A 24,909-nucleotide genomic window follows, 5' to 3' on the forward strand; every position below is an offset into this window, starting at 1 on the left:
TCCGGACATGCCGTCCTCCGATCTCCCGGGGCCGGCCGATCCGGCCCTCAGGGTATCGGGTTCCCACATTCATCCGCACATGTGCGGATGAATGTGGGAGGTGTTCGGATAAAGTTGATAATCAAGGTCCCCCGAATCTTTCGCAGCGCGGCGGATATAGTAGGGTACATGGCCTATACTCAGGTAACCATCGAGCGAGCTATGGTACCCATCGGGCGAGCGATTTGGAGCGTGCGAGCATGAACAGGGACGGCAAGGCAGAGCGAACGAGGGGCGCGGCGGACCGGATCCTCGGCGTCAACCTGTCCGGGTGGTTCATCCCCGAGCCGTGGGTCACGCCGTCGCTGTTCGCGGCGACGGGCGCCTCGAACGAGGCCGAGCTCCAGGTCGCGCTCGGCACCGCCGCGTACAGCGATCGCATCCGCCAGCATTACGAGACATTCATCACCGAGGACGACTTCCGCCGCATGTCGGCTATCGGCCTCAACGCGGTGCGCCTGCCGGTACCGTGGTACACCTTCGGCGCCCAGCAGGAGTCCGAGGTCCACATCCCCGTCGTCGACTACGTCGACCGCGCCTTCGAGTGGGCGCGCAAGTACGACATGCGTGTGCTACTCGACCTGGCGACGGTCCCCGGCGGCCAGGGCGACTCGAACGACTCCCGCAGCACGCCCGAGTCGACGGTCGACTGGCACTCCTCCACGAACGGGCGGCATATCGCCCTGAACGTGCTCGAGCGCCTCGCCGCGCGCTACGGCACGAACCCCAACCTCATGGGCATCGAGCTGCTCGACTCGCCCATCATGAGCGTGCGCAAGAACCTTATGACGGTGACCGAGGGCATCCCCAGCCATTACCTCAGGAACTTCTACCGCGACGCCTACGGCCTGGTGCGCATGCACATGGGCGAGGACAAGATGGTCGTGTTCTCGGCGTCGGGCCACCCCAAGGCGTGGAAGCGCTTCATGAGCAGCTCCCGCTACCGGAACGTGTGCATGGACGTGCACCTCTACCACTACCGCGACGAGATGGCGCTCGACATCACCATGCCGCACGGGCTCTCGGCGGCGCTCGCGCGCAACCGCCGCCTCATCCACGAGGCGCGTCAGGCGGGCTTCCCCGTGATCGTGGGCGAGTGGTCGGGCGCGGCCGTGTTCACGAACGTCTCGATCACGCCCGAGGGCCGCTCGGCCTACGAGCGCGTGTTCATCTCCAACCAGATGGCGTCGTTCGCCGAGGCGCGCGGCTGGTTCTTCCAGACCTGGAAGACCGAGAAGCGCATCGCCGCCTGGGACGCGCGCGCCGCGCTGGGCACGCTCGAGCGCGCGATGCTCGACTAGCGCCATGGGTACGCAGGCGCAGGCGGCCGGCCGCCTCATCGTGGTCGGCACGCCGATCGGCAACCTGGGCGACCTCTCGCCGCGCGCCGTCGAGGCGTTCCGCCGCGCCGACGCCGTGTGCTGCGAGGACACGCGCGTGACGGCCAAGCTGCTCGCGCACGCCGGCGTATCGCGGCCGCTCGTGCGCTGCGACGAGAACGTGATCGCGGGCAGGGCGGCGGGCCTGGTGGAGCGCATGGAGGCCGGCGACACGCTCGCGTTCGCGTCCGATGCGGGCATGCCGGGCGTCTCGGACCCCGGGCAGGTGCTCGTCGACGCGGCGCGCGCGGCGGGCGTGGCCGTCGAGGTCGTGCCGGGGCCCACGGCGTGCGTCACCGCGCTCGTGGCATCGGGCATCCCATGCGAGCACTTCTTCTTCGAGGGGTTCCTGCCGCGCAAGGCGGGCGAGCGCGCGCGGCGCCTGGCCGAGCTCGCCGCCGTGCCGGGGGCGCTGCTGTTCTACGAGTCCCCGCACCGCGTGGCGGCGACGGTCGCGTCGCTCGCCGAGGCGTTTCCCGCCCGCGAGGTCGCGCTCTGCCGCGAGCTCACCAAGCTGCATGAGGAGGTGCTGCGCGGAACGGCCTCCGAGGTGCTCGAGGAGCTGCAGGCCCGCGGCGAGGTGCGCGGCGAGATCGTGCTCGTGGTGGCGCCGCCGACCGCCGACGAGCTCGCGGGGATCGCGGCGCGCTCCGCAGGCGGCGCGGATGCGGCGGGCGCAGGGGCCCCTGACCCGGACGGGGCGCTCCGGGCGGACATCGAGCGCGCGCTCGCGGAGGGCGAGGCGCCCTCGGCGATAGCCAAACGCCTCTCGCAGCGCTACTCGCGCCGCCGCCGCGAGGTCTACGCCATGGTGGTCGATCAGCAGGGCGAGTGACGCTTTACATGGCGCTCTCGGCCTTCGATAGGGTAGTCCGGGAGGGCATTTTCGCCGAAGCGGATCCAAGAATGTAGTTTACAAACTGCGATCGGGCAGCCAGAAGCGAAAACGTAGTTTACAAACTGCATTTTACCGTCCGAACACTCGATGGCAGGCGCAGGCATGGAATCGGCGCGCATGCGATAGAATGGGAGGTCGAATGCAGCGACCACCGGAGGGGATCCAAGCATGGAGCACACCAAGCCTTCGTACTACATCACCACGCCCATCTACTACGTGAACGCCAAGCCGCATCTGGGGACGGCGTACTGCACGGTCCTCGCCGACGTGCAGGCGCGGTTCCGTCGCTCGTGCGGCTACGACGTCAAGTTCCTCACCGGTATGGACGAGCACGGCGAGAAGGTCGCCGAGGCCGCCGAGAAGAACGGTTTCGACTCGCCGCAGGCGTGGTGCGACTCCATGGAGCCGGCCTTCCGCGACCTGTGGGGCGAGCTCGAGATCTCGAACGACGACTTCATTCGCACCACGCAGCCGCGCCACATCGCCGGCGTGCAGCGGTTCCTCGAGGTCCTGCTCGACCGCGGCTACATCTACAAGGACGCCTACGACGGCTGGTACTGCCGCCCGGACGAGACCTACTTCACCGAGACTCAGGTGCGCCACCACGAGGAGGAGCGCGTCGCCGCCGGCGAGGCCCCAGCCGACCCGGAGCACCCGCTCTGCCCCGACTGCGACCGCCCGCTCGAGCGCATCAAGGAGGAGAGCTGGTTCTTCAAGCTCTCCGCGTTCCAGCAGCCGCTGCTCGACTTCTATGAGGCGCATCCCGACTTCATCCAGCCCGAGACCCGCCGCAACGAGGTGCTCTCGTTCGTGAAGGGCGGCCTCAAGGACCTCTCCATCAGCCGCTCGACCTTCGATTGGGGCGTGCCGTTCCCGTTCGACGGCAAGCACGTCGCCTACGTGTGGGTCGACGCCCTCATCAACTACCTCTCGGCCGTGGGCTACGGCGCCGAGGGCGACGACGCGGCCCAGACGCTCGCCTTCCGCTGGCCCGCGCAGGTGCACGTGGTGGGCAAGGACATCATCCGCTTCCACTGCGTGATCTGGCCGGCGCTGCTCATGGCCGCGGGCCTGCCGCTGCCCGAGAAGGTCTTCGTGCACGGCTTCCTCACCGTGCGCAACGAGGAGACCGGCAAGATCGAGAAGATGAGCAAGAGCCGCGGCAACGTGATCGCCCCGCAGGAGGTCGTGGACCTGGTCGGCGTGGACGCGTACCGCTACTACTTCATGACCGACGTGGTGCACGGCGCGGACTCGCCCATCTCGTGGGGCCGCATGCGCCAGGTGTACAACGCCGACCTCGCCAACAGCTGGGGCAACCTCGTCTCGCGCACGCTCAACATGAGCGCGAAGTACTTCGACGGACGGGCGCCCGAGCGCCCGGCGGACTTCGACCGCGCCTCGGCGCTGCACGACGCGTGCGCGGGCGTGTTCGAGCGTTATGCCGAGCGCATGGAGGCCATGGACTTCGGCGGGGCGGCGAGCGAGGTGCTCGGCATCGTCTCCGCGGCGAACCACTACATCGAGGACATGGCGCCCTGGGCGCTCGCGAAGGACCCCGAGCGCGCCGACGAGCTCGCGTACGTGATCTGGAGCCTGCTCGAGGTGATCCGTATCGCCTCCGAGCTCTACGACCCCTTCATGCCGAGTATCTCCGCCGAGGTGCGCCGCCGCCTGTCGCTCGACCCCGCGCCGACGGCCGACCTGGCCGCTGCGTGCGCCTGGGGCGGCCTCGCGGGCGGCGCGCCGGTCGAGAAGGGCCAGCCGCTCTTCCCGCGCCTGACCGACGAGTAGCGCCCCATGACCACATCGCCCCTAGCCAACCTCGGCGCGACGCGCGCGCTGCTCGATGAGTTCGGGCTGGCGACCAAGCACCGCCTGGGCCAGAACTTCCTCGTGGACAACCACGTCATCGAGCGCATCTGCGCACTGGCCGAGCTCACCGGTTCGGAACGCGTGCTCGAGGTGGGGCCGGGTATCGGCACGCTCACGCTCGCGCTCGTGCAGGAGGCGGCGCGCGTCGTGTCGATCGAGATGGACGCCGAGCTCGAGCCGGTGCTCGCCGAGCACGCCGCCGAGCACGCGAACTTCGCCTACCTGATGGGTGACGCGCTCAAGGTGCCCCTCGAGCGCATCGTCGAGGCGATGGGCGGCGAGCCCGAGCTGCTCGTCGCGAACCTGCCCTACAACGTTGCCGCGACGATTATCCTCGCGTTCTTCGAGCGGATGCCGTCGATTCGGCGCGCCGTCGTCATGGTGCAGAAGGAGGTCGCGGACCGCATCGCGGCCGTGCCGGGCACCAAGGCGTACGGCGCCTACACGGTGAAGCTCGCGCTGCACGGGCAGGTCACCGGGCGCTTCGAGGTGCCGCCGCGCTGCTTCATGCCCGCGCCGCACGTCGACTCGGCCGTGGTACGCATCGACCGTCGGAGCGAGCCGCTGGCCGCGAGCGACGAGGTCGCCCGCGTGGTCGAGGCCGCGTTCGCGCAGCGGCGCAAGACCATCCGCAACTCCATGTCGTCGAACGGGTTTAGCAAGGGGGAGCTCGACCGGGCCTTCGCGGCGACGGGGATCGCGCCCACGTCGCGCGCCGAGACGCTCTCCGTCGAGGAGTTCATCCGGCTCGCGGGGGAGCTCGCGGGCTGAAGCGGGGGATCGGCTGAGGTTCGAGCAAGAATACTGTGGGTAATCTGCGCCATGCCGCTGAGACCCTCAGGCGAGAGAAGTGCCACCTGCGGTTTTGACGTTTGTTTCGACGGTGTGGTCGCCGGTTTGGGAATAAGGCACAGTATTCTTGATTGAGTTGCGCGAGAGCGGGTGGTTGGCATGCCGGTACGCGAATCGAAGACGCTGGCGGAGCAGGAAACGGACGATCGGGGCGCCGCTCCGACCACGCGGGCGGGCGCCCTTGCGCTCGAGTTCAGGAAAAAGAAGAAATCCAAGGTGCAGGTCTATGCCCCGCCCCGGGTGCCGGTTCCTGTAGCCGACACGCATGCGCATCTCACCTGCTTCTGGAGCAAGGATCCCGCCGAGGTCGTCGCCCGCGCGGCGCTCGCGGGCGTCGGGCGGCTCGTGACGCTCTACGACCCGGTCGCGGACGGCGTCGACCCGCAGGGGTTCCGAGTGCAGCTGGACGCGGTGCTCGAGCGCGCAGGCGAGCTGCTCGCGTGCGCGGCGGCGGACGGTGCGCCGGCGGATGCGGCGCCGAGTGGGCGGCCGGCCGGTGCGGCGAACGCCCTGGAGCTGCCCGGCCGCGTGCGCTACCTGGTGGGCGTGCACCCGTACGGCGCCCCGGACTACGACGACGCGGTGCATGCGCGGCTCGCCGAGGCGCTGAGCGACCCGCGCTGCATCGGTATCGGCGAGATCGGTCTGGACTACCACTTCGACGCGGACGATGGGATCGAGGCCGCGCCGCATGATATCCAGATCGCCTGCATGGAGCGGCAGCTCGCGTTCGCGCGCGAGAGCGGGCTCCCGGTGGAGCTGCACCTGCGCAACGATGACGGCGACGAGGGCCGCGCCGCGCATGCGGACGCCTACCGCGTCCTCGCCGACCAGGGCGTTCCCGAGGCGGGTTGCGTGCTCCACTGCTTCACGGAGGACCGACCCACGATGGAGCGCTTCGTGGGCCTCGGCTGCTCTATCGCCTTCGGTGGCGCGGCCACCTTCAAGCGCAACGAGGCGATCCGCGAGGCGTTCGCCGCGTGCCCGCTCGACCGGATCCTCTTCGAGACCGACTGCCCCTACATGGCGCCCGACCCCATCCGCGGGCTCGAGTGCGAGCCGGCCATGATCGCGTTCACCGTGGACGCACTCTGCCGCGACCGCGCCGCGCGCACGGGCGAGGAGCCTTTGGATATCGCCCGCGCCGCCTGGGGGAACGCGCTCAGGCTGTTCGGGTAGGCCGCTCGCCGCAAAGGGCGCGTCCCGCTGCCGGCCAAGCCGCCCGCCGCCGCGCGGGGCGATTGCGGACGCGCTGCCCGTTTTCGCCAGCGGCGCCTGCTGCTACCATGGGGGCATACGTACCGGGGAGGCGCCATGGCGAAGAAGGACAAGAACGGGGCCCGCGAGGACGAGGCCCGCATCAAGCGGAGCAAGAAGGAGGCGCGCGCCCGCGCCGAGGCGGCGGAGAAGGTGCGCCGCAAGGCGGAGCGCAAGGCGGCGAAGGCCCGCAAGCGCGCTGCCGAGGACGCCGCGACGAAGCTCGTCCAGTGCGCGCGGGCGTCGGCGGACGCGACGCTGCGCATCCAGGAGCCGCGCTCCGCCGAGGGCGCCTGGGACCTGCACAACCACTCCGTGTTCTCCGATGGCTCCAAGACCGTCGACGAGCTCGTGGCCGAAGCCCGCGCCGCCGGCCTCGCCCGCATCGCCATCACCGACCACGACACCCTCGCGCAGCTCTCCTACGTGCGCGAGCGCTCGCGCGAGCTCGGCTTCCCCGTGCTCGCGGGCACCGAGGTCTCGGCGCACGACCCCGCGACGGGCCGCAAGGTCCACATCCTGGCGTTCGGCCTCGAGGCGACCCCCGACGCGTCGGGCCCGCTCGAGCGCCTGGTCGCGCAGACGCTGTTCGACCGCACGGCGAACACGCTCTGGCAGGCCTGGGTGCTCCGCCGCGCCGGTGCCGAGTTCTCGGGGCACACCGTCTCGCTCGACGAGGTCGTCGCCGTGGCGGGGGAGAGCAAGGGCGTCTACAAGCAGCATGTCATGGAGGCGCTCACGCGCCGGCCGCAGACCGACCTGGACTACCGCTTCTGCTATCGCTGCCTCTTCAAGGGCGACGGCATCGCGGCGCGCGACATCGCCTCGCCGGCGGCGGTGGACGCCGTGCGCGCGGTGCGCGAGCAGGGCGGCGTGCCCGTGCTCGCCCATCCCGGCCAGATGGACTCGTGGGGCGTCGTGCCCGAGCTCGTGAAGGCCGGTCTCATGGGTATCGAGGCCTTCCATCCCGACCACGATTCCAAGGATACGGTGCATGCGTTCGAGCTCGCCGAGCGCTACGGCCTCTTCGTGACCGGAGGCAGCGACTACCATGGCAAGTACGGCGACTCGCCGGCGATGGGCACGAGCTTCATCATGCCGGGCGAGGCAGGCGAGCGCGTGGAGGAGCTGTTCTTAGCGGAGGAGCGGCTGGGCTAGCGAGGCGCCCGAGCGGGGTCGCCCCGCCGGGACGCGCGCCGTGCCGGGCCGGACGCCGCGGGCGTGCGCCGCCCCCTGTAATCACACCGCGGGTACCGTGGCGAGCACCTCGTCCGGTGCGGTGGCGGGCTCGCCGGTGAAGAAGCGCACGAACCGGTCGAGCTGGATGAGCGCCCACTCGAGCGGGCTCGGCGCGGTGACGCCCTCGGCGGTGACGAGATCGACCTCCGCGAGCGTTTCGTCGCCCTGCATGAGCGTGAGCGTCCCCGCATCGGCCCCGCGCTCGACGTCCCCGCTGAAGGTCGCGAGGTCGACCTCGAGCTCGAGCTCCCCCTCGAGGTCGAAGAAGCGCACGGTCGCCGTGGGGTCCGCGGCGACGATGTCGATCGTCTTGTCGGCCCAGTCGGAGGCGCCGGCGCGCGCGACCAGCGTCTCGCCCTCGGGCGTGGTGCGCGTGCCGTTCACGACGGGCACCGTGTGCGCGTGGGCATAGTACCAGTTGGCGAGCGCGAACGTGTCGGCCCAGCGGATGTCGCCATCCTCGCAGCCGAGCACCACGGTGTAGATCTCGTCCCCGTCGCGCGAGAACGCCCCCACGAAGCACGAGAGCGCCTCGTAGGTGCCGCCGGTCTTGCCGCCGATGTTGCCCTGCTGGCCCAAGATCTCGTTGCGCTCGAGAAGCTCGATCTGGCGCTCGGCGCCGTCGGCGCCCGTGACGGTGATGACGTTGTCCGTGCTGGCCGAGATTGCGCGGAAGTCCTCGTTTCGCATGGCGTGCGCGAACATGATGGCGACGTCGCGCGCCGAGGCGTGCATCGCATCATCCTCCCACACCCCGAAATCGAGGCCGTGGGGGTTGGTGAAGACGGCCTCCATGCCGAGCTCCGCCGCCTTGTCGTTCATCGCCCGGATGAAGGTCGCGTACGGGTCGGGGCTCGCGGGGTCGATCATCGCGCCCACCGAGCGCGCGATAGCCATCGCCGCGTCGTTGCCCGAGGGCATGAGCAGCGCCTTCAGGGCGGTGCCGAGCGTCATGGTGTCGCCCTCGCACAGGTGCGCGGTCGACTCGCCCACGGTCGCGGCCGCGTGGTCGACGGTGACGGTGTCGTCGAGCGCGGCGTGCTCGAGGGCGACGATGGCGGTCATGACCTTGGTGGTCGAGGCGATCTTGACCTGCGCGTCGGCGTCGCGCTCGAAGTAGACCTCGCCGTCGCTGCGCACGACGATGGCGTTGCGCGCGGAGATGTCGGGCAGGTCCGCGGCGGCAAGCGAGCGCTCGTCGGCGGTCTCGCCGCAGACGATGTCGCTGCCGCGGGTCTCGGCCCATGCGGCGGTCGGGAGCGCGAGGGCGAGGGCGGCCGCGAGCGCGCGCAGCGCGGCGGCGGGCAGATGGCGATGGCGACGGGTGGTGACAGATTCGGTCACGGGGACCTCCGGGTGCGTTTGGGGTGCGTCTGGGCGGGCGGGGCCCGCAAGCAGATTATACCGGCAGCGCGCGGCCGCATGCCCGTCCCCGCCCGGTTGAGGCGCTCCGCACGCCCGTGCGCACCCGCGCCGCCATCCATTAGTGAAGACTCCCTTAATCCCTTCTGAACAGGTAACGGGACGGTTTCGCTTGGGCATAATGTGACGGGGAAAGGAGCACATGTGGAACCTCGTATCCTCGTCGTCGATGACGAGAAGACCATAACCGATCTCGTCGGCATCTACCTTCGCAACGAAGGCTACGACGTGACGCTCGCCTACAACGGCGCAGACGCCGCCCGCGCGATCCTCGCACGGGAATTCGACCTCGCGGTCCTGGACATCATGCTGCCCGACATCGACGGGTTCGAGCTTTTGCGTACCATCCGCGCCGAGCACACCTACCCGGTGATCATGCTCACCGCGCGCGACTCGCAGACCGACAAGATCGAGGGCCTGAGCCTGGGCGCCGACGACTACGTGGTGAAGCCCTTCCGCCCGCTCGAGCTCGTCGCCCGCGTGAAGGCGCAGCTGCGCCGCTACACGAGCTATGGGAACCGCGAGAAGGCCGACGGGCCCGCGATCATCTCCATCAATGGGCTCGAGATCAACCCCGACGCCCATGCGGTGACGGTCGACGGCAAGCCGGTGCGCTGCACGCCGCTCGAGTACGCGATCTTGCTCTACCTGGCCGAGAACCAGGGGCGCGTGGTGCCGGTGGAGGACCTGTTCCGCGCGGTGTGGAAGGAGGAGTTCATGTCGAGCTCCAACAACACCGTGATGGTGCACATCAGGCACCTGCGCGAGAAGATCGGCGACGACGCGCAGAACCCGCGCTTCATCAAGAACATCTGGGGCGTGGGCTACACCATCGAGGCGTAGGCGCCCCGGCACCGCGGCGCGCGGAGCACGCAGGCCGTTCATCGCATCTTAAGCGTTTCTTCCCTACTGCCCTCGGCGAATCGTTACCTATACTTAATTAACGGTAAGGATGACATTCACTGAGGCGGGCAGGGCCGTTTGCGCGAACCCGCCGTTCCACCGCTGGGGAGACGACGGAACGTGAAGATCGGGGATATCGTAGGGGACCGCGAGCCGCATGCGCCGGTGAACCCGTATGCGGGCATGTCGAGCGATCCGGGCCGCCGGCCGCATGCAGGCGGGCAGGACGCCCAAGGCGGGCAGCCGCGTGCGGACGGCGTGCCCGGCCAGCCTGCGACGCCCGCCGGCATGCCGCAGGGTGCGCCCGGCCCCATGCCCCCTGGGGACGATGGGTCCGGAGGCGGAGAGTTCCTCGAGCGCCTGGACGCCATCGCCGGCAGCCGCACGTGCTCGATGGTCGCCTTGGCGCTCGCGCTCCTCGTCATCGTGGGCACGGGCAACCTGCTGGTGTTCCTGGCGCTCCTCCTCGGCGGCTTTCTGCTCATCGACCGCTTCGAGACCGTGCGCCGCTGCGTGGTGCTCGGCGGCGTCTCGTGGCTCGCCGTCGTCCTTCTGGGCAGGTTCATCGAACGCAGCGTTCCCGGCCGCATGTTCGTGGAGCTCGACTACCTCTTCATGTTCTGCGGCTTCCTCTTCGGGGTCGCGATCTGCGCGTCGTTCTTCGCGGGGCGCGCGATGTACTGGCACGGCTACGCCGCCGGCCAGGAGGAGGCCGACGGGGCCATCGCGGCGCACATCGTGGGCAGGCTCATCGACCACCCGGACGACTGGGAGGGCCTGGACGGCGACTACCTCGAGGTCGAGAGCGCCATCAACCGCGTGCGCGAGCGCCAGCGCCTGGCCGAGCAGGCCCTGCGCGACGAGGCCCGCCGCAAGGACGACCTGGTGACCTACCTCGCGCACGACCTCAAGACCCCGCTCGCGAGCGTGGTGGGCTACCTGTCGCTGCTCGACGAGGCTCCCGACCTGCCGACCGAGCAGCGCGCCCGCTTCGTGGGCATCACGCTCGACAAGGCGCACCGTCTGGACGCGCTCATCGAGGAGTTCTTCGACATCACGCGCTTCGACTTCCACGACATCGTGCTCACCCGCGGCTACGTCGACTTGAGCTTCATGCTCGGGCAGGTGGTGGACGAGTTCTACCCCGCGCTCGAGGAGCAGCGCAAGCGGGCGGTCGTCGACGCGCCCGAGGGCCTCACCGCGCTCATCGACGGCGACAAGATGGCGCGCGTGTTCAACAACGTGATGAAGAACGCCATCGCCTACAGCTACGAGGGCTCGACCATCCGCGTGTCAGCCGAGCGGCGCGACCAGACGGTCGAGATCAGGTTCGAGAACCAGGGCGACCCCATCCCCAAGCCCAAGCTGCAGGTGATCTTCGAGAAGTTCTACCGGCTCGACGCGGCGCGCGCGACGGACCGCGGCGGGGCGGGGCTGGGGCTCGCCATCGCCAAGGAGATCGTGACCGCGCACGGCGGCACCATCGAGTGCGACTCGACGCCGGAGCGCACGGTGTTCACCATCGTGGTGCCTGCGTGAGAGCATGCCCGCGGCCATGCGGCGCCCGGGTGCCACGTGACCCGGTGACCAGCGACTTTACCGTTTCTTGACATTGCCCTTTCGCCTTATTGAACCTTGACGCGTAGTATAGACTCGGCATATTGGAACCAGAGGGCACGCACCGCCCCGTGGGACCGGGCATCCGGCCCCGCGCGCGACGGGCGCCCCCCAAAGGCACCGCCATCGGGTTGGAGTGACGCGAGCTGTGATCTACTACGTCGAAGATGACGACAACATCCGCGGCCTCACGCTGTACGCCCTGCACCAGCAGGGTATCGAGGCCGAGGGCTTCTCGTGCGACAGCGAGTTCAAGGCCGCCGTGGCGCGCCGCGTGCCCGATGCCGTGCTGCTGGACATCATGCTGCCCGACACCGACGGCCTCGAGATCTTGCGCCGCCTGCGCACCGACCAGGAGACCGCGACGGTGCCTATCATGATGCTTACCGCCAAGGACACCGAGCTCGACAAGGTGGTCGCGCTCGACGGCGGCGCCGACGACTACCTCACCAAGCCGTTCAGCCTGATGGAGCTCACGAGCCGCTGCCGGGCGCTTCTGCGCCGCGGCGGCATGATCAAGAAGACGACCGACATCCTCTCCTTCTGCGGCATCGTGCTCTCGCCGAGCCACCGCGAGGTGACCGTCGACGGCCAGCCCGTCAAGCTCACCCTGCGCGAGTTCGACCTCCTGGAGTACCTCATGCGCAAGCCCGGCGTGGTGTTCAGCCGCGAGGCGCTGCTGCAGAGCGTGTGGGGCTGGGACTTCGACGGCGGCTCGCGCACGGTGGACGTGCACGTGCAGACGCTGCGCCAGAAGCTCGGCGACCGCTCGGGCTGCATCGAGACGGTGCGCGGCGTGGGGTACCGCTTCGCGGACCGCGCCGCCGACCAGGGCGCGTAGCGGCGGACCGGCCCCATGAGCCCCATCGGCAGCAAACGCTCGCTCTTCAGGCGCGTTTTCGGGACCATCTTCGTCGTGGCGGTGGTCGTGGTCGTCGTCCTCACGGCGGCGGGCACCGCCTACCTGCAGCGCAACCTCGCCGACGTGACGCGCGCCGAGCTCCACGACGAGGCCGCGTTCATGGCCTCCGCCCTGAACCGGACCGAGGACGACGTCGCCACGATCGAGAGCCTCTCGCTCCAGGGCAAGCGCGTGACGCTCATCGCCCCCGACGGGACCGTCGTCTACGACAGCGAGGAACCCGCCGCCCAGATGGAGAACCACGCCGGCCGCCCCGAGGTCGCCGCCGCCCTCGCGCAGGGCCAGGGCGCCTCCGAGCGTGCGAGCTCGACTTTGGGCGAAGTGATGCTCTACCAGGCGGTCCGCCTCGACGACGGCATGGTGGTGCGCCTCGCGCAGGAGCAGGACGGCTTTTTGAGCGTGCTCGTGTCGCTCGCCGTGCCGCTGGTGCTGCTCGCCGCGGTGCTGCTCGCGATCTCGTTCGCCACGGCCCGCCGCGCGGCGCGCGCCATCATCGCGCCCCTGCTCGACGTCGACCTCGACCACCCGCGTCGCAACAACGACACCGTCTACGCGGAGATGATGCCCATGCTCGACCGCATCGAGAGCCAGCGCCAGGAGCTCAAGCAGCAGATGCGCGCGCTCGCCGACAACGACCGCATGCGCCGCGAGTTCACCGCCAACATCACGCACGAGCTCAAGACGCCGCTCACCACGATCTCGGGCTACGCCGAGCTCATCGCCGGCGGGATGGTGGCCGACGAGGCGGACCTGCGCGATTTCGGCGGCCGCATCCACCGGGAGGCCGGCCGGCTCACCGCGCTCGTGAACGACATCCTGACGCTCTCCAACCTCGACGAGGCGGAGCGCTCGGACATCGACGGCGCCGACGCCACCGCGTCGGTCCTGGGCTCGGTCGAGCCGGTGGACCTGCCGCGCATGCTCGAGTCGATCCAGCAGCGCCTGGAGCAGATGGCCGCGCGCAGCGAGGTGACCCTTGTGGTCGAGGCCGAGCCCGCGATGGTGCTCGGCGTGCCGCGCCTGCTCGACGAGCTGGCCTACAACCTGGCGAGCAACGGCATCCGCTACAACCTGCCCCAGGGCACGGTCACGCTCAAGTGCGGCGTGGATGCCGAGGACCACCCCTACATCCAGGTGATCGACACGGGCATCGGCATCGCGCCGGAGGAGCAGGGCAAGGTCTTCGAGCGGTTCTACCGCGTGGACAAGAGCCGCAGCAAGGCGCGCGGAGGCACGGGCCTGGGGCTCGCCATCGTGAAGCACGCCGCGGTGTTCCACGGCGCGACCATCGACATGGCGAGCGAGCTCGGCATGGGGACCTGCATCACGGTGACGTTCCCCGTGCAGGACCTGCCCGAGATGTAGGGGCGCCGGGGCGGCTCCCGTCTACGATGCGCGATGGAAAAGCGGGGAGACGGCATGCCGCCTCCCCGCTCGCTGTCTGTTCCGCCGCAGCGGCGGGCCCGGCCGGATGGCCCGCTATTCCAACGTGCGCAGGTAGCTCGAGATTGCGGCGAGCCCGCGCTTGAGGTCCTCGACGTTGTCGGAGTAGGCGTACCCGATGCGCATGCTCTTCGGCTCCTCGAAGCAGTCACCCGGGGTGACGAGCGCGCCGGAGCGCTTGATCATGTCGATGCAGAACGTGTAGGAGTCGATGTCGTAGTCGTAGTAGACGAGCGCCGTGGTGCCGGCCTCGGGCTTCACGAACGAGAGGTGCGGCTCGCTTGCCACCCACTCCTCGAGGGCGGCGAGGTTCTGGCGCACGATGCGGCGGCTGCGCTCGAGGATCTTGTCGGCGTTGGCGAGCGCGAGCGCCGCGACCGCTTCGTCGAACATGCCGCAGGAGATGAGGTTGTAGTCGCGGTGCGACAGCAGGTCGTGCCGGAGCTCGGCGCTCTTGGTGATGCACCAGCCCAGGCGGATGCCCGCGAGCGACCAGACCTTGGACATCGACGAGGTCACGACGGCCTTGTCGTAGAGGTCGATGGCGGACTCGGGGTAGACGTCGTCCTGCGTGAGCAGGCGGTAGACCTCGTCGCACACGAGCCAGGCGTCATGCTTGCGGGCGATCTCGACGATGGTCTCGAGCTCCTCGGCCGTGAGCAGCGCGCCGGTGGGGTTGTCGGGGTTGTTGATGCAGATGGCCTTGGTGTCGTCGGTCACGAGCGCCTCGAGCTCGGCGGGGTCCACGTGGTAGTGCTTCGCCGGGTCGAGGTGCATGATGTCGACCTTCGCGCCGCACATCTCGGGGATGGAGTAGAGCTGCTGGTAGGTGGGCATGATCGAGACCACGTGGTCGCCGGGTGCGATGAGCGTGGTCAGCACGAGCGAGTTGGCGCCCGTGGCGCCGTGGGTGGGGATGATGTGCCCGGGCTCGACCGTGCGGTAGAGCTTCGCCACGCCCTCGAGGAACGCGGGGCTGCCCTCGATGTCGCCGTAGGTGAAGCGCCGGCTCGAGATCGCGCCGTAGAACTCCTGCGGGTCGGTGCCGCAGAGCTCGAAAAGCTCGTTGAGGCTCAGCGAGTAGACGCAGGTCTCGGCGACGTTGTACGTGCACTTGGTCTCCCAGGCGTTCATCCACTGCTCGACGCCGAAGTCCTCGATCTTCATAGGTGTCTCCTTCCGCCCGGTGGCCGTACCGGTTGCGCGCCCTACTCCGTTGATTATGCCTGAAGGGAGGTGTCCCATGGCTTCGCGGCCGGTTTTTCGGCTCGCCCGCCCAATTTTGGCAGTCCAGTTCAGATATGAACGATTTGCCGGGCGCATGAGCGCCTGTCGCCCCCCCATATCGCTGCTCCGGGTCGGCGGCGCGCGGGCGCGCGCGACAAAAGCCCAGGATTCACTCGCCTGAGACCATGGGGGTCCCGCCATCCCGACAGCGCAATCGTTCATATCTGAACTGGGCGGCCATAAAACCGCTCCAATCGATTCAATTCGAGGACTCGAGGGCTCCGCGCGGGCAGGATGGCGCCGCGACGGGCGGCGCGCTCCACGAATCGCCCAGCCTGCCATGGATCCCGACCCGCTCGATTTGACGTTTATATAAAGAACGTCAACAAAACACCTCATCTTTGCTAGCATGATGCGCCGTTGTGTTGTCTGAGAAAGGGGGAGCTGTGGAGGAGACGACAAAGACGGAGGCCGCGTCGGCGGTAAAGAAGCCCGGCGGCGCGAAGCGCATCGTCGCGCGCGTCCTGATCGCGCTCGTGGTGCTTGTCATCGTGGCCGTGGGCGCCGTGGCGTTCATGTTCCGGCACGAGATCGCGACCGTCGCGTCCATCCGGAAGGTCAACGACTACCCGATGTACACCATGGACTACGACGGCGACTACGGTATCGACGAGTTCCTGGAGCAGGGAGGCGCCTCCAACGACGCCGAACTCATCGAGTTCGTGGTCCAGCACCTCATGAAGGGCCTGCCGATCACCATCGAGCTGCCCGACCTCGCGTGCTCGACCTTCAACGCCACCACGCCGGAGGGCGAGGCGATCTTCGGGCGCAACTTCGATCTGTCCTACTCGCCGAGCATGCTCGTGCGCACCGACCCCGATGACGGCTACGCGAGCATCAGCATGGTGAACCTGGGCTTCCTCGGCTACGGAGAGGACAAGCTGCCCGATTCGCCCACCTCGAGCATCACGGCGCTCGCCGCCCCGTACGCCCCGCTCGACGGCGTGAACGAGGCCGGCCTCGCCGTGGGCGTGCTGCTCATCGATACCGACCCCACGAACCAGCAGACCGACCGCGTGGACATCACCACCACGACCGCCATCCGCCTCATGCTCGACAAGTGCGCCACGGTGGACGAGGCAATCGAGCTGCTCGGCCGCTACGACATGCACTCGAGTGCCAACAGCTGCTACCACTTCCAGATCGCCGACGCGAGCGGCGCCTCGGTCGTGGTCGAGTACATCGACGACGAGATCTCGGTGCTCGAGGCCGACGACGTGACGACCGCCGGTGCGCCCGCCGAGGGCCGGACCTACATGGCGGCGACGAACTTCCTGCTCACGCCCGGCGACTACGATTTCGGCGGCGGCCAGGACCGCTACGCTATCGTGATGGAGGGGCTCACCGCCGCGGACGGCGTGCTCACCGAGGAGGCCGCCATGGACCTGCTCGCCGCCTGCGCGCAGGAGCCGCACCTCAACAGCCGCGGCGAGGAGAGCGCGACGCAGTGGTCGGTGGTGTACAACCTCGACGAGCCGGGCGCGACCATCGCCGTCGGCATGGATTACGAGGACGTTTTCGAGGTGAGCCTCGCGGAGTAGCGCTACCATGGTCGCTGAGTCCTGTCGGGCGACCATCGAGGAGGCAGCATGACCGCAAAGCTCAAGATCACCCTCGGAGGCGAGGCCTACCTTGCCGACCTGCTCTGGGACGAGGCGCTGCGAACCTGCGAGGCGTTCGTCGCGTCGTGCCCGTTCGAGTCGCGCGTGTTCTCTGCGCGCGTCTGTGACGCCGAGGTCACCTATCCCGTCCCCGGTGACATCGCCGACCTCGACCTCATGGAGAACCCCAAGTTCGAGGAGCCGGCGGGCGCCATCGTGTGGTACGGGGCGTGGTCGTGCATCTGCATCTTCTTCGACGAGTGCGAGCCCTACGGCACGTGCAACATGTTCGCGCGCGTCTGCGAGCCCGATCGGGAGCGCTTCGCGCGCGCCTGCCGCGCCGTCTGGGACGTGCCGGACGCCGTCGTCTTCAACGAGATCGTCGACGTCGAGGAAGAGGGGGAGTAACCATGGCCGCGATCGAGTCGCTTTCCACCCTGTCCGCCCGCGAGTTGGCCGCCGCCCTGCGCGCCTGCGCGGACCACATGATCGCCCACGAGCCCGCTGACATCGCGCGCCTGCGCGAGCGCAAGCTCGACACCGGGCGCGAGTTCTCCGTCTGGGAGTACACGATCGGCTACTGCATGAACCTCTCGGACGTCGCGAGCGTCCTGCGCGACCAGGCGGGCTGCGCCGCGCGCGGCGAGGAGCCGGGCGACATCGCCACGCTCGCCCGCACCATGGAGCGCCTGTGCACCTGGTACGCCGGGCAGTACGAGACCACGGGCAAGATGGTCGACACCGAGGCGGTCCTCGCGCGGTGCGCCGAGCTGTTCGCCGAGGTCGATGACGCCGAGACCTTCTGCGACCTGGCGCGCGGGCTGGAGCGCTACATCGTGCAGCTCATGTTCTGGGTCGACCGCCAGCTCCCCTGGAGCGCGGTGAGCGACCTGGTGCACGGCTACCGCCTGCGCCAGGCGGCGTCGGCGAGGTAGACGGTCGGGAGGGCTTGCGTCGGCTCGCTTCTCCACCACCGCGCCGTGCGGGTCGCACCCTGCAGCTGCGTGTGCTATCATTTCGACCAACGCGTTGACGGAGAGGTCGACACCTCGGATGTCGCGGCGAAGAGAGGGAGGGTCACCGGCTGAGAGCCCACCCGCTGCGACGAGGCGCCGAGTTCACTCCCGAGCAGCGACCTGAACGGTCGGTCGCCTGCGCCGCTCGCGCCGCGCGCCGATGCCAGTAGGAGAGCCGCCCGCCCGGGCGACATCGGGCCAAAGGGGGCATGCGGGGCGGACAGCCCGCAGCCAAGCAAGGTGGTACCGCGGATCGAATCCGTCCTTGGGCAAATGATGCCCGAGGACGGTTTTTTGTTAGAGAGGATGGACACATGGCGTTGATCGACGAACTGGATGCGCTCGAGCGCAAGGCCCGCGAGCTTATCGGCGAGGCCGACTCCGCCGAGCGGCTCGAGGCCGCGCGCGTGGCGCTGCTCGGCAAGAAGGGCGAGATCACGGCCCTCATGCACATGATGGGCAAGGTCGCCCCCGAGGAGCGCCCGGTGCTCGGCAAGCGCGCCAACGAGCTGCGCCGCATGGCCGAGGAGCTCCTGCGCGAGCGGACCGACGACATCAAGCGGCACGAGATGAGCGGGCGCATGGCCGCCGAGGCCGTGGACATCACGCTGCCCGGCGTGCGTCCCACCATCGGCCACCAGCACCTCATCAACCAGATCAAGGAGGAGATCGAGGACGTCTTCTGCGCGATCGGCTACACGGTCGAGTCGGGTCCCCAGGTCGAGACGAGCTGGTACAACTTCACCGCGCTGAACGCACCGATGGACCACCCGAGCCGCTCGGCGCGCGACACGTTCTACGTGGTCGACAACGCCCCCGGCTCCGTGCCCCATCCCGAGGCGCACGCCCACGGCGAGTCCGACGTGCTGCTGCGCACCCAGACCTCGGGCGTGCAGATCCACATCATGGAGCACCAGAAGCCGCCCATCTACGCGATCGTCCCGGGCACGGTCTACCGCCCCGACACGGCCGACGCCTGCCACCTGCCGCAGTTCAACCAGGTCGAGGGCCTCGTGGTGGACGAGGGCATCACCTTCGGCGACCTCAAGGGCACGCTCGACTACTTCGCCAAGTGCATGTTCGGCGCCGACCGCAAGACGCGCTACCGCCCGCACTTCTTCCCCTTCACCGAGCCCTCCTGCGAGCTCGACGTGTCGTGCAACGTCTGCGGCGGCAAGGGCTGCAGCTTCTGCAAGCACAGCGGCTGGATCGAGATCCTGGGCTGCGGCATGATCGACCCCAACGTGCTCATCAACTGCGGTGTCGACCCCGAGCGCTACACGGGCTTCGCCTTCGGCATCGGCGTCGAGCGCGTCGCCGCGCTCCGCTACGACCTGCCCGACCTGCGCACGCTCATGACGGGCGACATGCGCTTCCTGGCTCAATTCTAAAGGGGGAGAGACATGCGCGTTTCCTATAGCTGGCTGAAGGACCTGATCGACGTCCCCGAGACGCCCGATGAGCTCAGCCGTGAATTCATCCGCACCGGCACCGAGGTCGAGGCAATCGATCAGGTGGGGCAGTCGTTCGATAACATCGTGACCGCCCAGGTGCTCGAGAAGGAGCCCCACCCCGACTCGGACCACATGTGGGTCACGAAGGTCGACGTGGGCCGCTTCAACCTCGGCGAGGACGGCGAGCCCGAGCCGCTGCAGATCGTCTGCGGCGCCCAGAACTTCAACGCGGGCGACCACATCGTGACCGCGCTCGTGGGCGCCGAGCTCCCGGGCGACATCAAGATCAAGAAGAGCAAGCTGCGCGGCGTCGTGTCGTGGGGCATGAACTGCTCCGCGCGCGAGCTGGGGCTCTCGGGCGACCACTCGGGCATCATGATCCTGCCCGAGGACGCGCCGGTGGGCGTTCCGTTCGCCGACTACCTGGGCACCTCCGACGTGGTGCTCGACTGCGAGATCACGCCCAACCGCCCCGACTGCCTCTCGATGGTGGGCATCGCGCGCGAGGTCGGCGCCATTTTCGACCGCGACACGCATATCGAGCTGCCCGCCATCAAGCGCGAGGTGGGGCGCCCCACCGCCGACGAGGTCTCGCTCGAGATCGCCGACGCGGGCCTGTGCGACCGCTACGTCGCGCGCATCGTGCGCAACGTCCAGGTGGGCCCCTCGCCCGACTGGATGGTCGAGCGCCTCGCCGCTGCGGGCGTGCGCTCCATCAACAACATCGTCGACATCACGAACTACGTGATGATGCTCACCGGCCAGCCGCTGCACGCCTTCGACCTCGACACCTTCGCCGAGCGCGACGGACGACGCCGCGTGGTCGTGCGCGCCGCGCGCGAGGGCGAGGTGTTCCAGACCCTCGACGGCCAGGAGCGCACGCTCGACGCCGGCATGGGCCTCATCACCGACGGCGAGCGCCCCGTCGCGCTCGCGGGCGTGATGGGCGGCATGGACTCCGAGATCGAGGACACGACGCGCGACGTGCTCGTCGAGAGCGCCTGCTTCGACGCCGGCCGCACCTCCCACACGAGCCGCGACCTGCAGCTCATCTCCGAGGCCTCCATCCGCTTCGAGCGCCAGGTCGACGAGGCCGGCTGCATCGACGTCGCGAACATCACCTGCGCGCTCATCGAGGAGCTCGCGGGCGGCGAGGTGGCCCCGGGCTACGTGGACCTGTACCCCGCGCCCAAGGAGCGCGCGGATATCGAGCTGCGCCAGAAGCGCGTCGAGCTCATCAGCGGCGCGGCGATCGAGCCCGCGTTCACGGAGCGCGCGCTCACGCGCCTGGGCTGCACGGTCGAGCGCGCGGCCGAGGGCGGCGAGCCGGTCTTCAAGGTCGTGCCGCCCACGTTCCGCCCCGACCTCGAGCGCGAGATCGACCTCATTGAGGAGGTCCTGCGCCTGTGGGGCATGGACCGCGTCGAGGCGACCATCCCCGCCGCCAGGAACCACATCGGCGGCCTCACGCACGATCAGCGCCAGATGCGCCGCGTGGGCGCCATCCTGCGCTCCTGCGGCTTGAACGAGACCACGACCTACTCCTTCGCCGCGCCGGGCGACCTTGAGAAGACGCGCATGAGCGCCGAGGGCCGCGGCGTGCCGGTGGTCCTCATGAACCCGCTCGTCGCCGAGCAGACCGAGATGCGCCGCTCGCTTCTGTCGGGCCTTCTGCAGTCGGTCGCCTACAACGAGGCGCACGGCACCGCGAACGTGCACCTCTACGAGGTGGGCACGCTCTTCCACGGCCGCGAGAACGCGAGCCTGCCCAAGGAGCGCACCTCGCTCGCCGCGGTGCTCACGGGTGCATGGGGCGACGACACCTGGGCGCGCCGCTTCGAGCCACTGCGCTTCTTCGACGGCAAGGGCATCGTGGAGGAGCTCCTCGCCCAGCTGCGCGTCGAGAAGGTGCGCTTCCGCCCGGCCGAGGGCGACGGCTACGGGCACCTGCAGCCCGGCCGCGCCGCCGAGGTGCTCGCGGGCGGCGTGGTGCTCGGCTGGGTCGGCGAGATCCACCCCGAGGTGCGCGACGCCTACGACATCTCGACACCGGTGACCGCCTTCGAGCTCAACCTTGACGCCGTCCTGCGCGAGGCGCACGACCAGGCCGCCTACCGCAGCTACTCGACCTATCCCGCGGTCGAGGTCGACCTCGCCATCGTGGTCGACGAGGACGTCACGGTCGAGACGCTCGTCCAGCGCCTCACCTCCGCCGGCGGCAAGCTGCTGCGCGACGTGCGCCTGTTCGACGTCTACCGCGACGAGGAGCGCCTCGGCGCGGGCAAGAAGTCGATGGCGTTCTCGCTCACCTACCGGGCCGACGACCACACGCTCACCTCGGACGAGGTGGAGAAGGTCCATGGCAAGCTGGTGACCAAGGTCTGCAAGGCCGTCGCCGGCGAGGTCCGCTCGTAGCGCACGAGCCGCTGGCGGCCGCCGGAGCGCGGCCTGCTGTCGTCTGCCGGTAGCGGGCTGCCGCCGGCTATCGCCGGCCTGCCGGCGACCGGTTGGCGCCACACTTCAATGCTCTTGAGCGATAACAGGCTCACGGGTAACGTACCCGTGAGTCTGTTACGCTTCTTTCGGTACCGTTCGTTACGCGGAGGCCTCGATGCCCAGCTGGAACATACATATCGCGCAGGCGGAGCGGATCCTCGAGCGGCGAGGGCCCCTCGAGCGCGCCGTGCGCGACCGCAACGCGTTCCTGTTCGGCTGCCTCGTGCCCGACATCTACGTGGGCTACATGGTGCCCGCCGTCGAGCATCCCATCGCGTATCGCATCACGCACTTCGCGGCGCCGGCGCACATCCCCAAGCCGCGCGAGGACGAGTTCTGGGACATGTACGTGGCGCCCGCGGCGAAGCGCGTCGCGGCTTCGGGCGGCGCCTCCGGCAGCGCCCGCAGCGACGGCTCCGGTGCAGGCCCCGCGCCCGGAGGCGCGATCCCGTACGCGTCCCTGCGTGCGGAGGCCGACCGCGTGAGCCGCGTCCACTACCCGCAGCGCTATGAGGGCACGCCCGAGCCGCCGGCGCCCGGCTGCGCCGCCGACGCCCTCGTGGACGCGGAGGCGGTCGAGCGCTCCGTCTTCGACCTCGTGCTGGGTGCGTGGGTGCACCTCGTGGCCGACAACATCTGGAACACGCGGGTGAACGAGTTCCTGGACGCGATCGGCGGCAAGCCGAGCGAGGAGTTCCGCATCAAGAAGCAGGGGGACTTCGACCTCTTCGGGAAGGCGCTTCCCATCGATGCCCTGCCGCGGGTGACGCCCCGGCTCATTGCCGCCGCCGCGGCCTTTCCCCAGTATCCCATCGCCGAGGGCGAGGTGCGCTCCACCGTGGGCGTGGCCCACGAGATCGTGCGCACGAACCACGGGGACGAGAACCCGACGTACCGCCTGCTCACGGAAGACTTCTTCGAGCACGTCTTCGCCGAGTCGGTCGAGCTGCCCGACCGGCTGCTCGCCGAGCGGCTGGGCTAGGGCAACGCGCTCTCCACGGCAGTTCATCGCTCTTGGCGGTGGTCGCGTTAGGGACCGCCGGGTACAGAGGGCGTTGATTATCGTGAATGTGCAGGTACACGGCTTGCGTCTCTGAGGTCTACCTGGCGGACGGTCGATCGACCACCGCCAAGATGCCCGAAGGTCCCCGCGCCGGTCTCGTGCCCCCTTGATGCCGTCCCTAGATCTGGCAGAACGGTCGTGAGTGCTCGGGTTTGGGGGAGGCCGGCCGGTTGTCGCCCGTTGCGCAAGAAAAACCCGGCATGCCATGGAGCATGCCGGGTTTTGCGGTTCGGGTTCTCTGCGAAGCGCGCGGGTTAGCGCACCTCGGCGACGTAGACAACGTTGGTGGAGCTGACCTTGCCGTCGCCAAGCGTGGAGTTGACGGAGGTCTTGGGGTCGCCGACGGTCACGACGGTGACGTCGCCGGCCTCGACGTAGCCGCGCTCCTTGGCCGAGTCGATGGCCTTGGCCACGGTGTCGTCGACGCTGCCCTGGGTGATGGCGGCCAGATGCGGCTCGACGCCCCAGTACATGATCATCTTCTGCACGGCCCACTGGTGGCGCGAGAACGCGACGACCGGCGTGTTGGAGCGGAAGTGCGAGATCAGGCGCGCGGTGCGGCCGGTGGTGGTGGGGGCGATGATGCACTTGGCGCCCACGGTGGTGGCCATGTTCACGGCCGAGAGGCCCACGACGTTGTTGACCACGCGCACGCCCTGGCTGCCCTCGGGCACCTTGAGCTCGGCATGCGGCGCGAGGTGCTGCTCGGTCTCATGGGCGATCTGGGCCTGCATGCGCACGGCCTCGACGGGGTAGCTGCCCGCCGCGGTCTCGCCGGAGAGCATCACGGCGTCGGTGCCGTCGTAGATGGCGTTCGCGACGTCGGCGACCTCGGCGCGCGTGGGGCGCGGGTTGCGGATCATCGAGTCGAGCATCTGCGTGGCGGTGATGACCGGCTTATAGGCGGCGTTGCACTTCTTGATCATTTCCTTCTGCAGGTGCGGCACGAGCTCGGGCGCGATCTCGATGCCCAGGTCGCCGCGGGCGATCATGATGCCGGTGGAGGCCTTCAGGATCTCGTCGAAGTTCTTGACGCCCTGCGCGCTCTCGATCTTGGAGAAGACGCCCACGTGCTCGCCGCCATTGGCGTTGCACAGCTCACGGATCTCGCGCACGGCGGAGCCGCTGCGGATGAAGGAGGCGGCGATGTAGTCGATGCCCTCGGAGAGGCCGAAGAGGATGTCCTCGCGGTCGCGCTCGGTGATGGCGGGCAGGCCGATCTCGACGTTGGGCAGGTTCACGCCCTTGCGCTCGCCGATCTCGCCGTCGTTCTTGACGACGCAGTGCATGTCCTGGCCGTCGACGCGCTCGACCACGAGCTCGACGATGCCGTCGTCGATGAGGATGCGGGAGCCCTCCTCGACCTCGGCGGGCAGGTTGACGTAGTCGAGGCTGATGTGGCCGCTGTCGCCGAGCCAGTCCTCGCTGGTGGGCTGGGCGGTGACCACGATCTTGTCACCGGTCTTGACGGCGATCTTCTGGTGGTCCTTGAGCAGGCCGGTGCGGACCTCGGGGCCCTTGGTGTCGAGCAGGATGCCGATGGTCATGTCGAGCTCGTCGGCGATGCGGCGCACGCGCTCGATGCGCTCATGGTGCTCCTCGTAGGAGCCGTGCGAGAAGTTGAAGCGGGCGACGTTCATGCCCGCCTTCATCATCTCGCGGAGCGTATCGTCGTTGTCGCAGGCCGGACCCATCGTGCAGACGATCTTGGTGCGTTTATACATGCAGACCTCCAAAGGTAGTGTTCTGCCGATACGACAGGGTTCGTCGTGAGAGATTATAGGGTGATTGCCGCCGTTAAGAAACCATTTATCCGACCAGAAATACCGATTACCGATAACATATGTAGAAACTGTGGTGAACAATTTACGAAATGCAAACAGTTCTTTACATGCTCGGGACATTGCGTCCATCGCTCGCTGCGTGGTGCGCGCACGTAGTGCGGAGCGGCGCGGCCGCGGCATCGGCTGGAGCACCGGGACCGGATCACGGGAGATGGGGCCCGGCATCCGGATGGTCCGGAACACGCCGTGAGCGACCGACCATGTCGCCTCAGTGCGAAATTGACGGCGCGAAATGTTCCGCATCACAGGTTTCGACCAACGCCAATCGGCTAAAATGTACGTTTACGTGGCAAGCCCTTGCC

Annotated in this window: 19 protein-coding genes; 16 read left to right on the top strand and 3 right to left on the bottom strand. The window is 68.7% G+C overall.

Going from position 1 to position 24,909, the window contains the following annotated elements; all coding sequences use genetic code 11:
* Positions 1–239 precede the first annotated feature (239 nt).
* From FS885_RS07595 to FS885_RS07620, 6 genes are all read left to right on the top strand, one after another.
* A complete protein-coding gene (locus tag FS885_RS07595; RefSeq protein ID WP_144744460.1) occupies positions 240–1,340 on the top strand; it encodes a glycoside hydrolase family 5 protein in 1,101 nt (366 codons plus the stop codon).
* 4 nt (positions 1,341–1,344) lie between these two features.
* Positions 1,345–2,253 carry a 16S rRNA (cytidine(1402)-2'-O)-methyltransferase gene (rsmI, locus tag FS885_RS07600; RefSeq protein WP_144744461.1) on the top strand — a complete coding sequence of 303 codons (909 nt, stop codon included), beginning with the start codon at positions 1,345–1,347 and terminating at the stop codon, positions 2,251–2,253.
* A 231-nt stretch (positions 2,254–2,484) separates the two neighbouring features.
* A complete protein-coding gene (gene metG, locus FS885_RS07605; RefSeq protein WP_144744462.1) occupies positions 2,485–4,110 on the top strand; it encodes a methionine--tRNA ligase in 1,626 nt (541 codons plus the stop codon).
* A gap of 6 nt (positions 4,111–4,116) precedes the next feature.
* Entirely contained in the window at positions 4,117–4,962 is an 846-nt protein-coding gene (rsmA, locus tag FS885_RS07610; RefSeq protein ID WP_144744463.1) for a 16S rRNA (adenine(1518)-N(6)/adenine(1519)-N(6))-dimethyltransferase RsmA, read from the top strand.
* 180 nt (positions 4,963–5,142) lie between these two features.
* A complete protein-coding gene (locus FS885_RS07615) occupies positions 5,143–6,222 on the top strand; it encodes a TatD family hydrolase (protein WP_144744464.1) in 1,080 nt (359 codons plus the stop codon).
* A gap of 135 nt (positions 6,223–6,357) precedes the next feature.
* Positions 6,358–7,458, top strand: a complete 1,101-nt coding sequence (locus tag FS885_RS07620) for a PHP domain-containing protein (RefSeq protein WP_144744465.1) — start codon at positions 6,358–6,360, stop codon at positions 7,456–7,458.
* A gap of 81 nt (positions 7,459–7,539) precedes the next feature.
* Here the strand turns inward: FS885_RS07620 and FS885_RS07625 are convergent, their stop codons facing one another.
* On the bottom strand, positions 7,540–8,883 hold the full coding sequence (locus FS885_RS07625) for a D-alanyl-D-alanine carboxypeptidase family protein (protein ID WP_246060863.1): 1,344 nt from the start codon (positions 8,881–8,883) through the stop codon (positions 7,540–7,542).
* Between the two features lie 222 nt (positions 8,884–9,105).
* Between FS885_RS07625 and FS885_RS07630 the strand changes: the two genes are divergently transcribed.
* The 4 genes from FS885_RS07630 to FS885_RS07645 all read left to right on the top strand — a co-directional run bounded on the left by FS885_RS07630 (position 9,106) and on the right by FS885_RS07645 (position 13,768).
* Entirely contained in the window at positions 9,106–9,804 is a 699-nt protein-coding gene (locus FS885_RS07630) for a response regulator transcription factor (protein WP_144744466.1), read from the top strand.
* 180 nt (positions 9,805–9,984) lie between these two features.
* Complete coding sequence (locus FS885_RS07635; RefSeq protein WP_246060865.1) at positions 9,985–11,403, top strand: sensor histidine kinase; 1,419 nt, start codon at positions 9,985–9,987, stop codon at positions 11,401–11,403.
* Positions 11,404–11,629: 226 nt separating this feature from the next.
* Positions 11,630–12,322 (top strand): response regulator transcription factor, encoded by a 693-nt coding sequence (locus tag FS885_RS07640; RefSeq protein WP_144744467.1) that lies wholly within the window; start codon positions 11,630–11,632, stop codon positions 12,320–12,322.
* A gap of 15 nt (positions 12,323–12,337) precedes the next feature.
* On the top strand, positions 12,338–13,768 hold the full coding sequence (locus tag FS885_RS07645) for a sensor histidine kinase (protein WP_144744468.1): 1,431 nt from the start codon (positions 12,338–12,340) through the stop codon (positions 13,766–13,768).
* 114 nt (positions 13,769–13,882) lie between these two features.
* On the opposite strand, the gene FS885_RS07650 is transcribed toward FS885_RS07645, so the two are convergent.
* On the bottom strand, positions 13,883–15,013 hold the full coding sequence (locus tag FS885_RS07650; protein ID WP_144744469.1) for an aminotransferase: 1,131 nt from the start codon (positions 15,011–15,013) through the stop codon (positions 13,883–13,885).
* 506 nt (positions 15,014–15,519) lie between these two features.
* Here FS885_RS07650 and FS885_RS07655 point away from each other — a divergent pair.
* From FS885_RS07655 to FS885_RS07680, 6 genes are all read left to right on the top strand, one after another.
* The gene (locus FS885_RS07655; protein WP_144744470.1) at positions 15,520–16,674 is read left to right on the top strand and encodes a C45 family autoproteolytic acyltransferase/hydrolase; all 1,155 of its coding nucleotides are present in this window, start codon (positions 15,520–15,522) and stop codon (positions 16,672–16,674) included.
* A 48-nt stretch (positions 16,675–16,722) separates the two neighbouring features.
* On the top strand, positions 16,723–17,142 hold the full coding sequence (locus FS885_RS07660; protein ID WP_144744471.1) for a DUF3830 family protein: 420 nt from the start codon (positions 16,723–16,725) through the stop codon (positions 17,140–17,142).
* Between the two features lie 2 nt (positions 17,143–17,144).
* On the top strand, positions 17,145–17,669 hold the full coding sequence (locus FS885_RS07665; RefSeq protein ID WP_144744472.1) for a hypothetical protein: 525 nt from the start codon (positions 17,145–17,147) through the stop codon (positions 17,667–17,669).
* A gap of 395 nt (positions 17,670–18,064) precedes the next feature.
* Entirely contained in the window at positions 18,065–19,141 is a 1,077-nt protein-coding gene (gene pheS / locus FS885_RS07670; RefSeq protein ID WP_144744473.1) for a phenylalanine--tRNA ligase subunit alpha, read from the top strand.
* Between the two features lie 12 nt (positions 19,142–19,153).
* Positions 19,154–21,619: a phenylalanine--tRNA ligase subunit beta gene (gene pheT / locus FS885_RS07675; RefSeq protein ID WP_144744474.1), complete on the top strand. Its 2,466-nt coding sequence runs from the start codon at positions 19,154–19,156 to the stop codon at positions 21,617–21,619.
* Positions 21,620–21,815: 196 nt separating this feature from the next.
* On the top strand, positions 21,816–22,682 hold the full coding sequence (locus tag FS885_RS07680; RefSeq protein WP_144744475.1) for a hypothetical protein: 867 nt from the start codon (positions 21,816–21,818) through the stop codon (positions 22,680–22,682).
* A gap of 335 nt (positions 22,683–23,017) precedes the next feature.
* Here the strand turns inward: FS885_RS07680 and pyk are convergent, their stop codons facing one another.
* Entirely contained in the window at positions 23,018–24,487 is a 1,470-nt protein-coding gene (pyk, locus tag FS885_RS07685; RefSeq protein WP_144744476.1) for a pyruvate kinase, read from the bottom strand.
* Positions 24,488–24,909 lie beyond the last annotated feature (422 nt).

Source organism: Enorma burkinafasonensis, from assembly GCF_902150035.1.
Classification (GTDB): Bacteria; Actinomycetota; Coriobacteriia; order Coriobacteriales; family Coriobacteriaceae; genus Enorma; species Enorma burkinafasonensis.

Excerpts from the sequence above, each read along its gene's own strand:
- FS885_RS07595 (WP_144744460.1), top strand. The coding sequence starts at position 240 with ATGAACAGGGACGGCAAGGCAGAGCGAACGAGGGGCGCGGCGGACCGG.
- rsmI (WP_144744461.1), top strand. The coding sequence starts at position 1,345 with ATGGGTACGCAGGCGCAGGCGGCCGGCCGCCTCATCGTGGTCGGCACG.
- metG (WP_144744462.1), top strand. The coding sequence starts at position 2,485 with ATGGAGCACACCAAGCCTTCGTACTACATCACCACGCCCATCTACTAC.
- rsmA (WP_144744463.1), top strand. The coding sequence starts at position 4,117 with ATGACCACATCGCCCCTAGCCAACCTCGGCGCGACGCGCGCGCTGCTC.
- FS885_RS07615 (WP_144744464.1), top strand. The coding sequence starts at position 5,143 with ATGCCGGTACGCGAATCGAAGACGCTGGCGGAGCAGGAAACGGACGAT.
- FS885_RS07620 (WP_144744465.1), top strand. The coding sequence starts at position 6,358 with ATGGCGAAGAAGGACAAGAACGGGGCCCGCGAGGACGAGGCCCGCATC.
- FS885_RS07645 (WP_144744468.1), top strand. The coding sequence starts at position 12,338 with ATGAGCCCCATCGGCAGCAAACGCTCGCTCTTCAGGCGCGTTTTCGGG.
- FS885_RS07650 (WP_144744469.1), bottom strand. The coding sequence starts at position 15,013 with ATGAAGATCGAGGACTTCGGCGTCGAGCAGTGGATGAACGCCTGGGAG.
- FS885_RS07660 (WP_144744471.1), top strand. The coding sequence starts at position 16,723 with ATGACCGCAAAGCTCAAGATCACCCTCGGAGGCGAGGCCTACCTTGCC.
- FS885_RS07665 (WP_144744472.1), top strand. The coding sequence starts at position 17,145 with ATGGCCGCGATCGAGTCGCTTTCCACCCTGTCCGCCCGCGAGTTGGCC.
- pheS (WP_144744473.1), top strand. The coding sequence starts at position 18,065 with ATGGCGTTGATCGACGAACTGGATGCGCTCGAGCGCAAGGCCCGCGAG.
- pheT (WP_144744474.1), top strand. The coding sequence starts at position 19,154 with ATGCGCGTTTCCTATAGCTGGCTGAAGGACCTGATCGACGTCCCCGAG.
- FS885_RS07680 (WP_144744475.1), top strand. The coding sequence starts at position 21,816 with ATGCCCAGCTGGAACATACATATCGCGCAGGCGGAGCGGATCCTCGAG.
- pyk (WP_144744476.1), bottom strand. The coding sequence starts at position 24,487 with ATGTATAAACGCACCAAGATCGTCTGCACGATGGGTCCGGCCTGCGAC.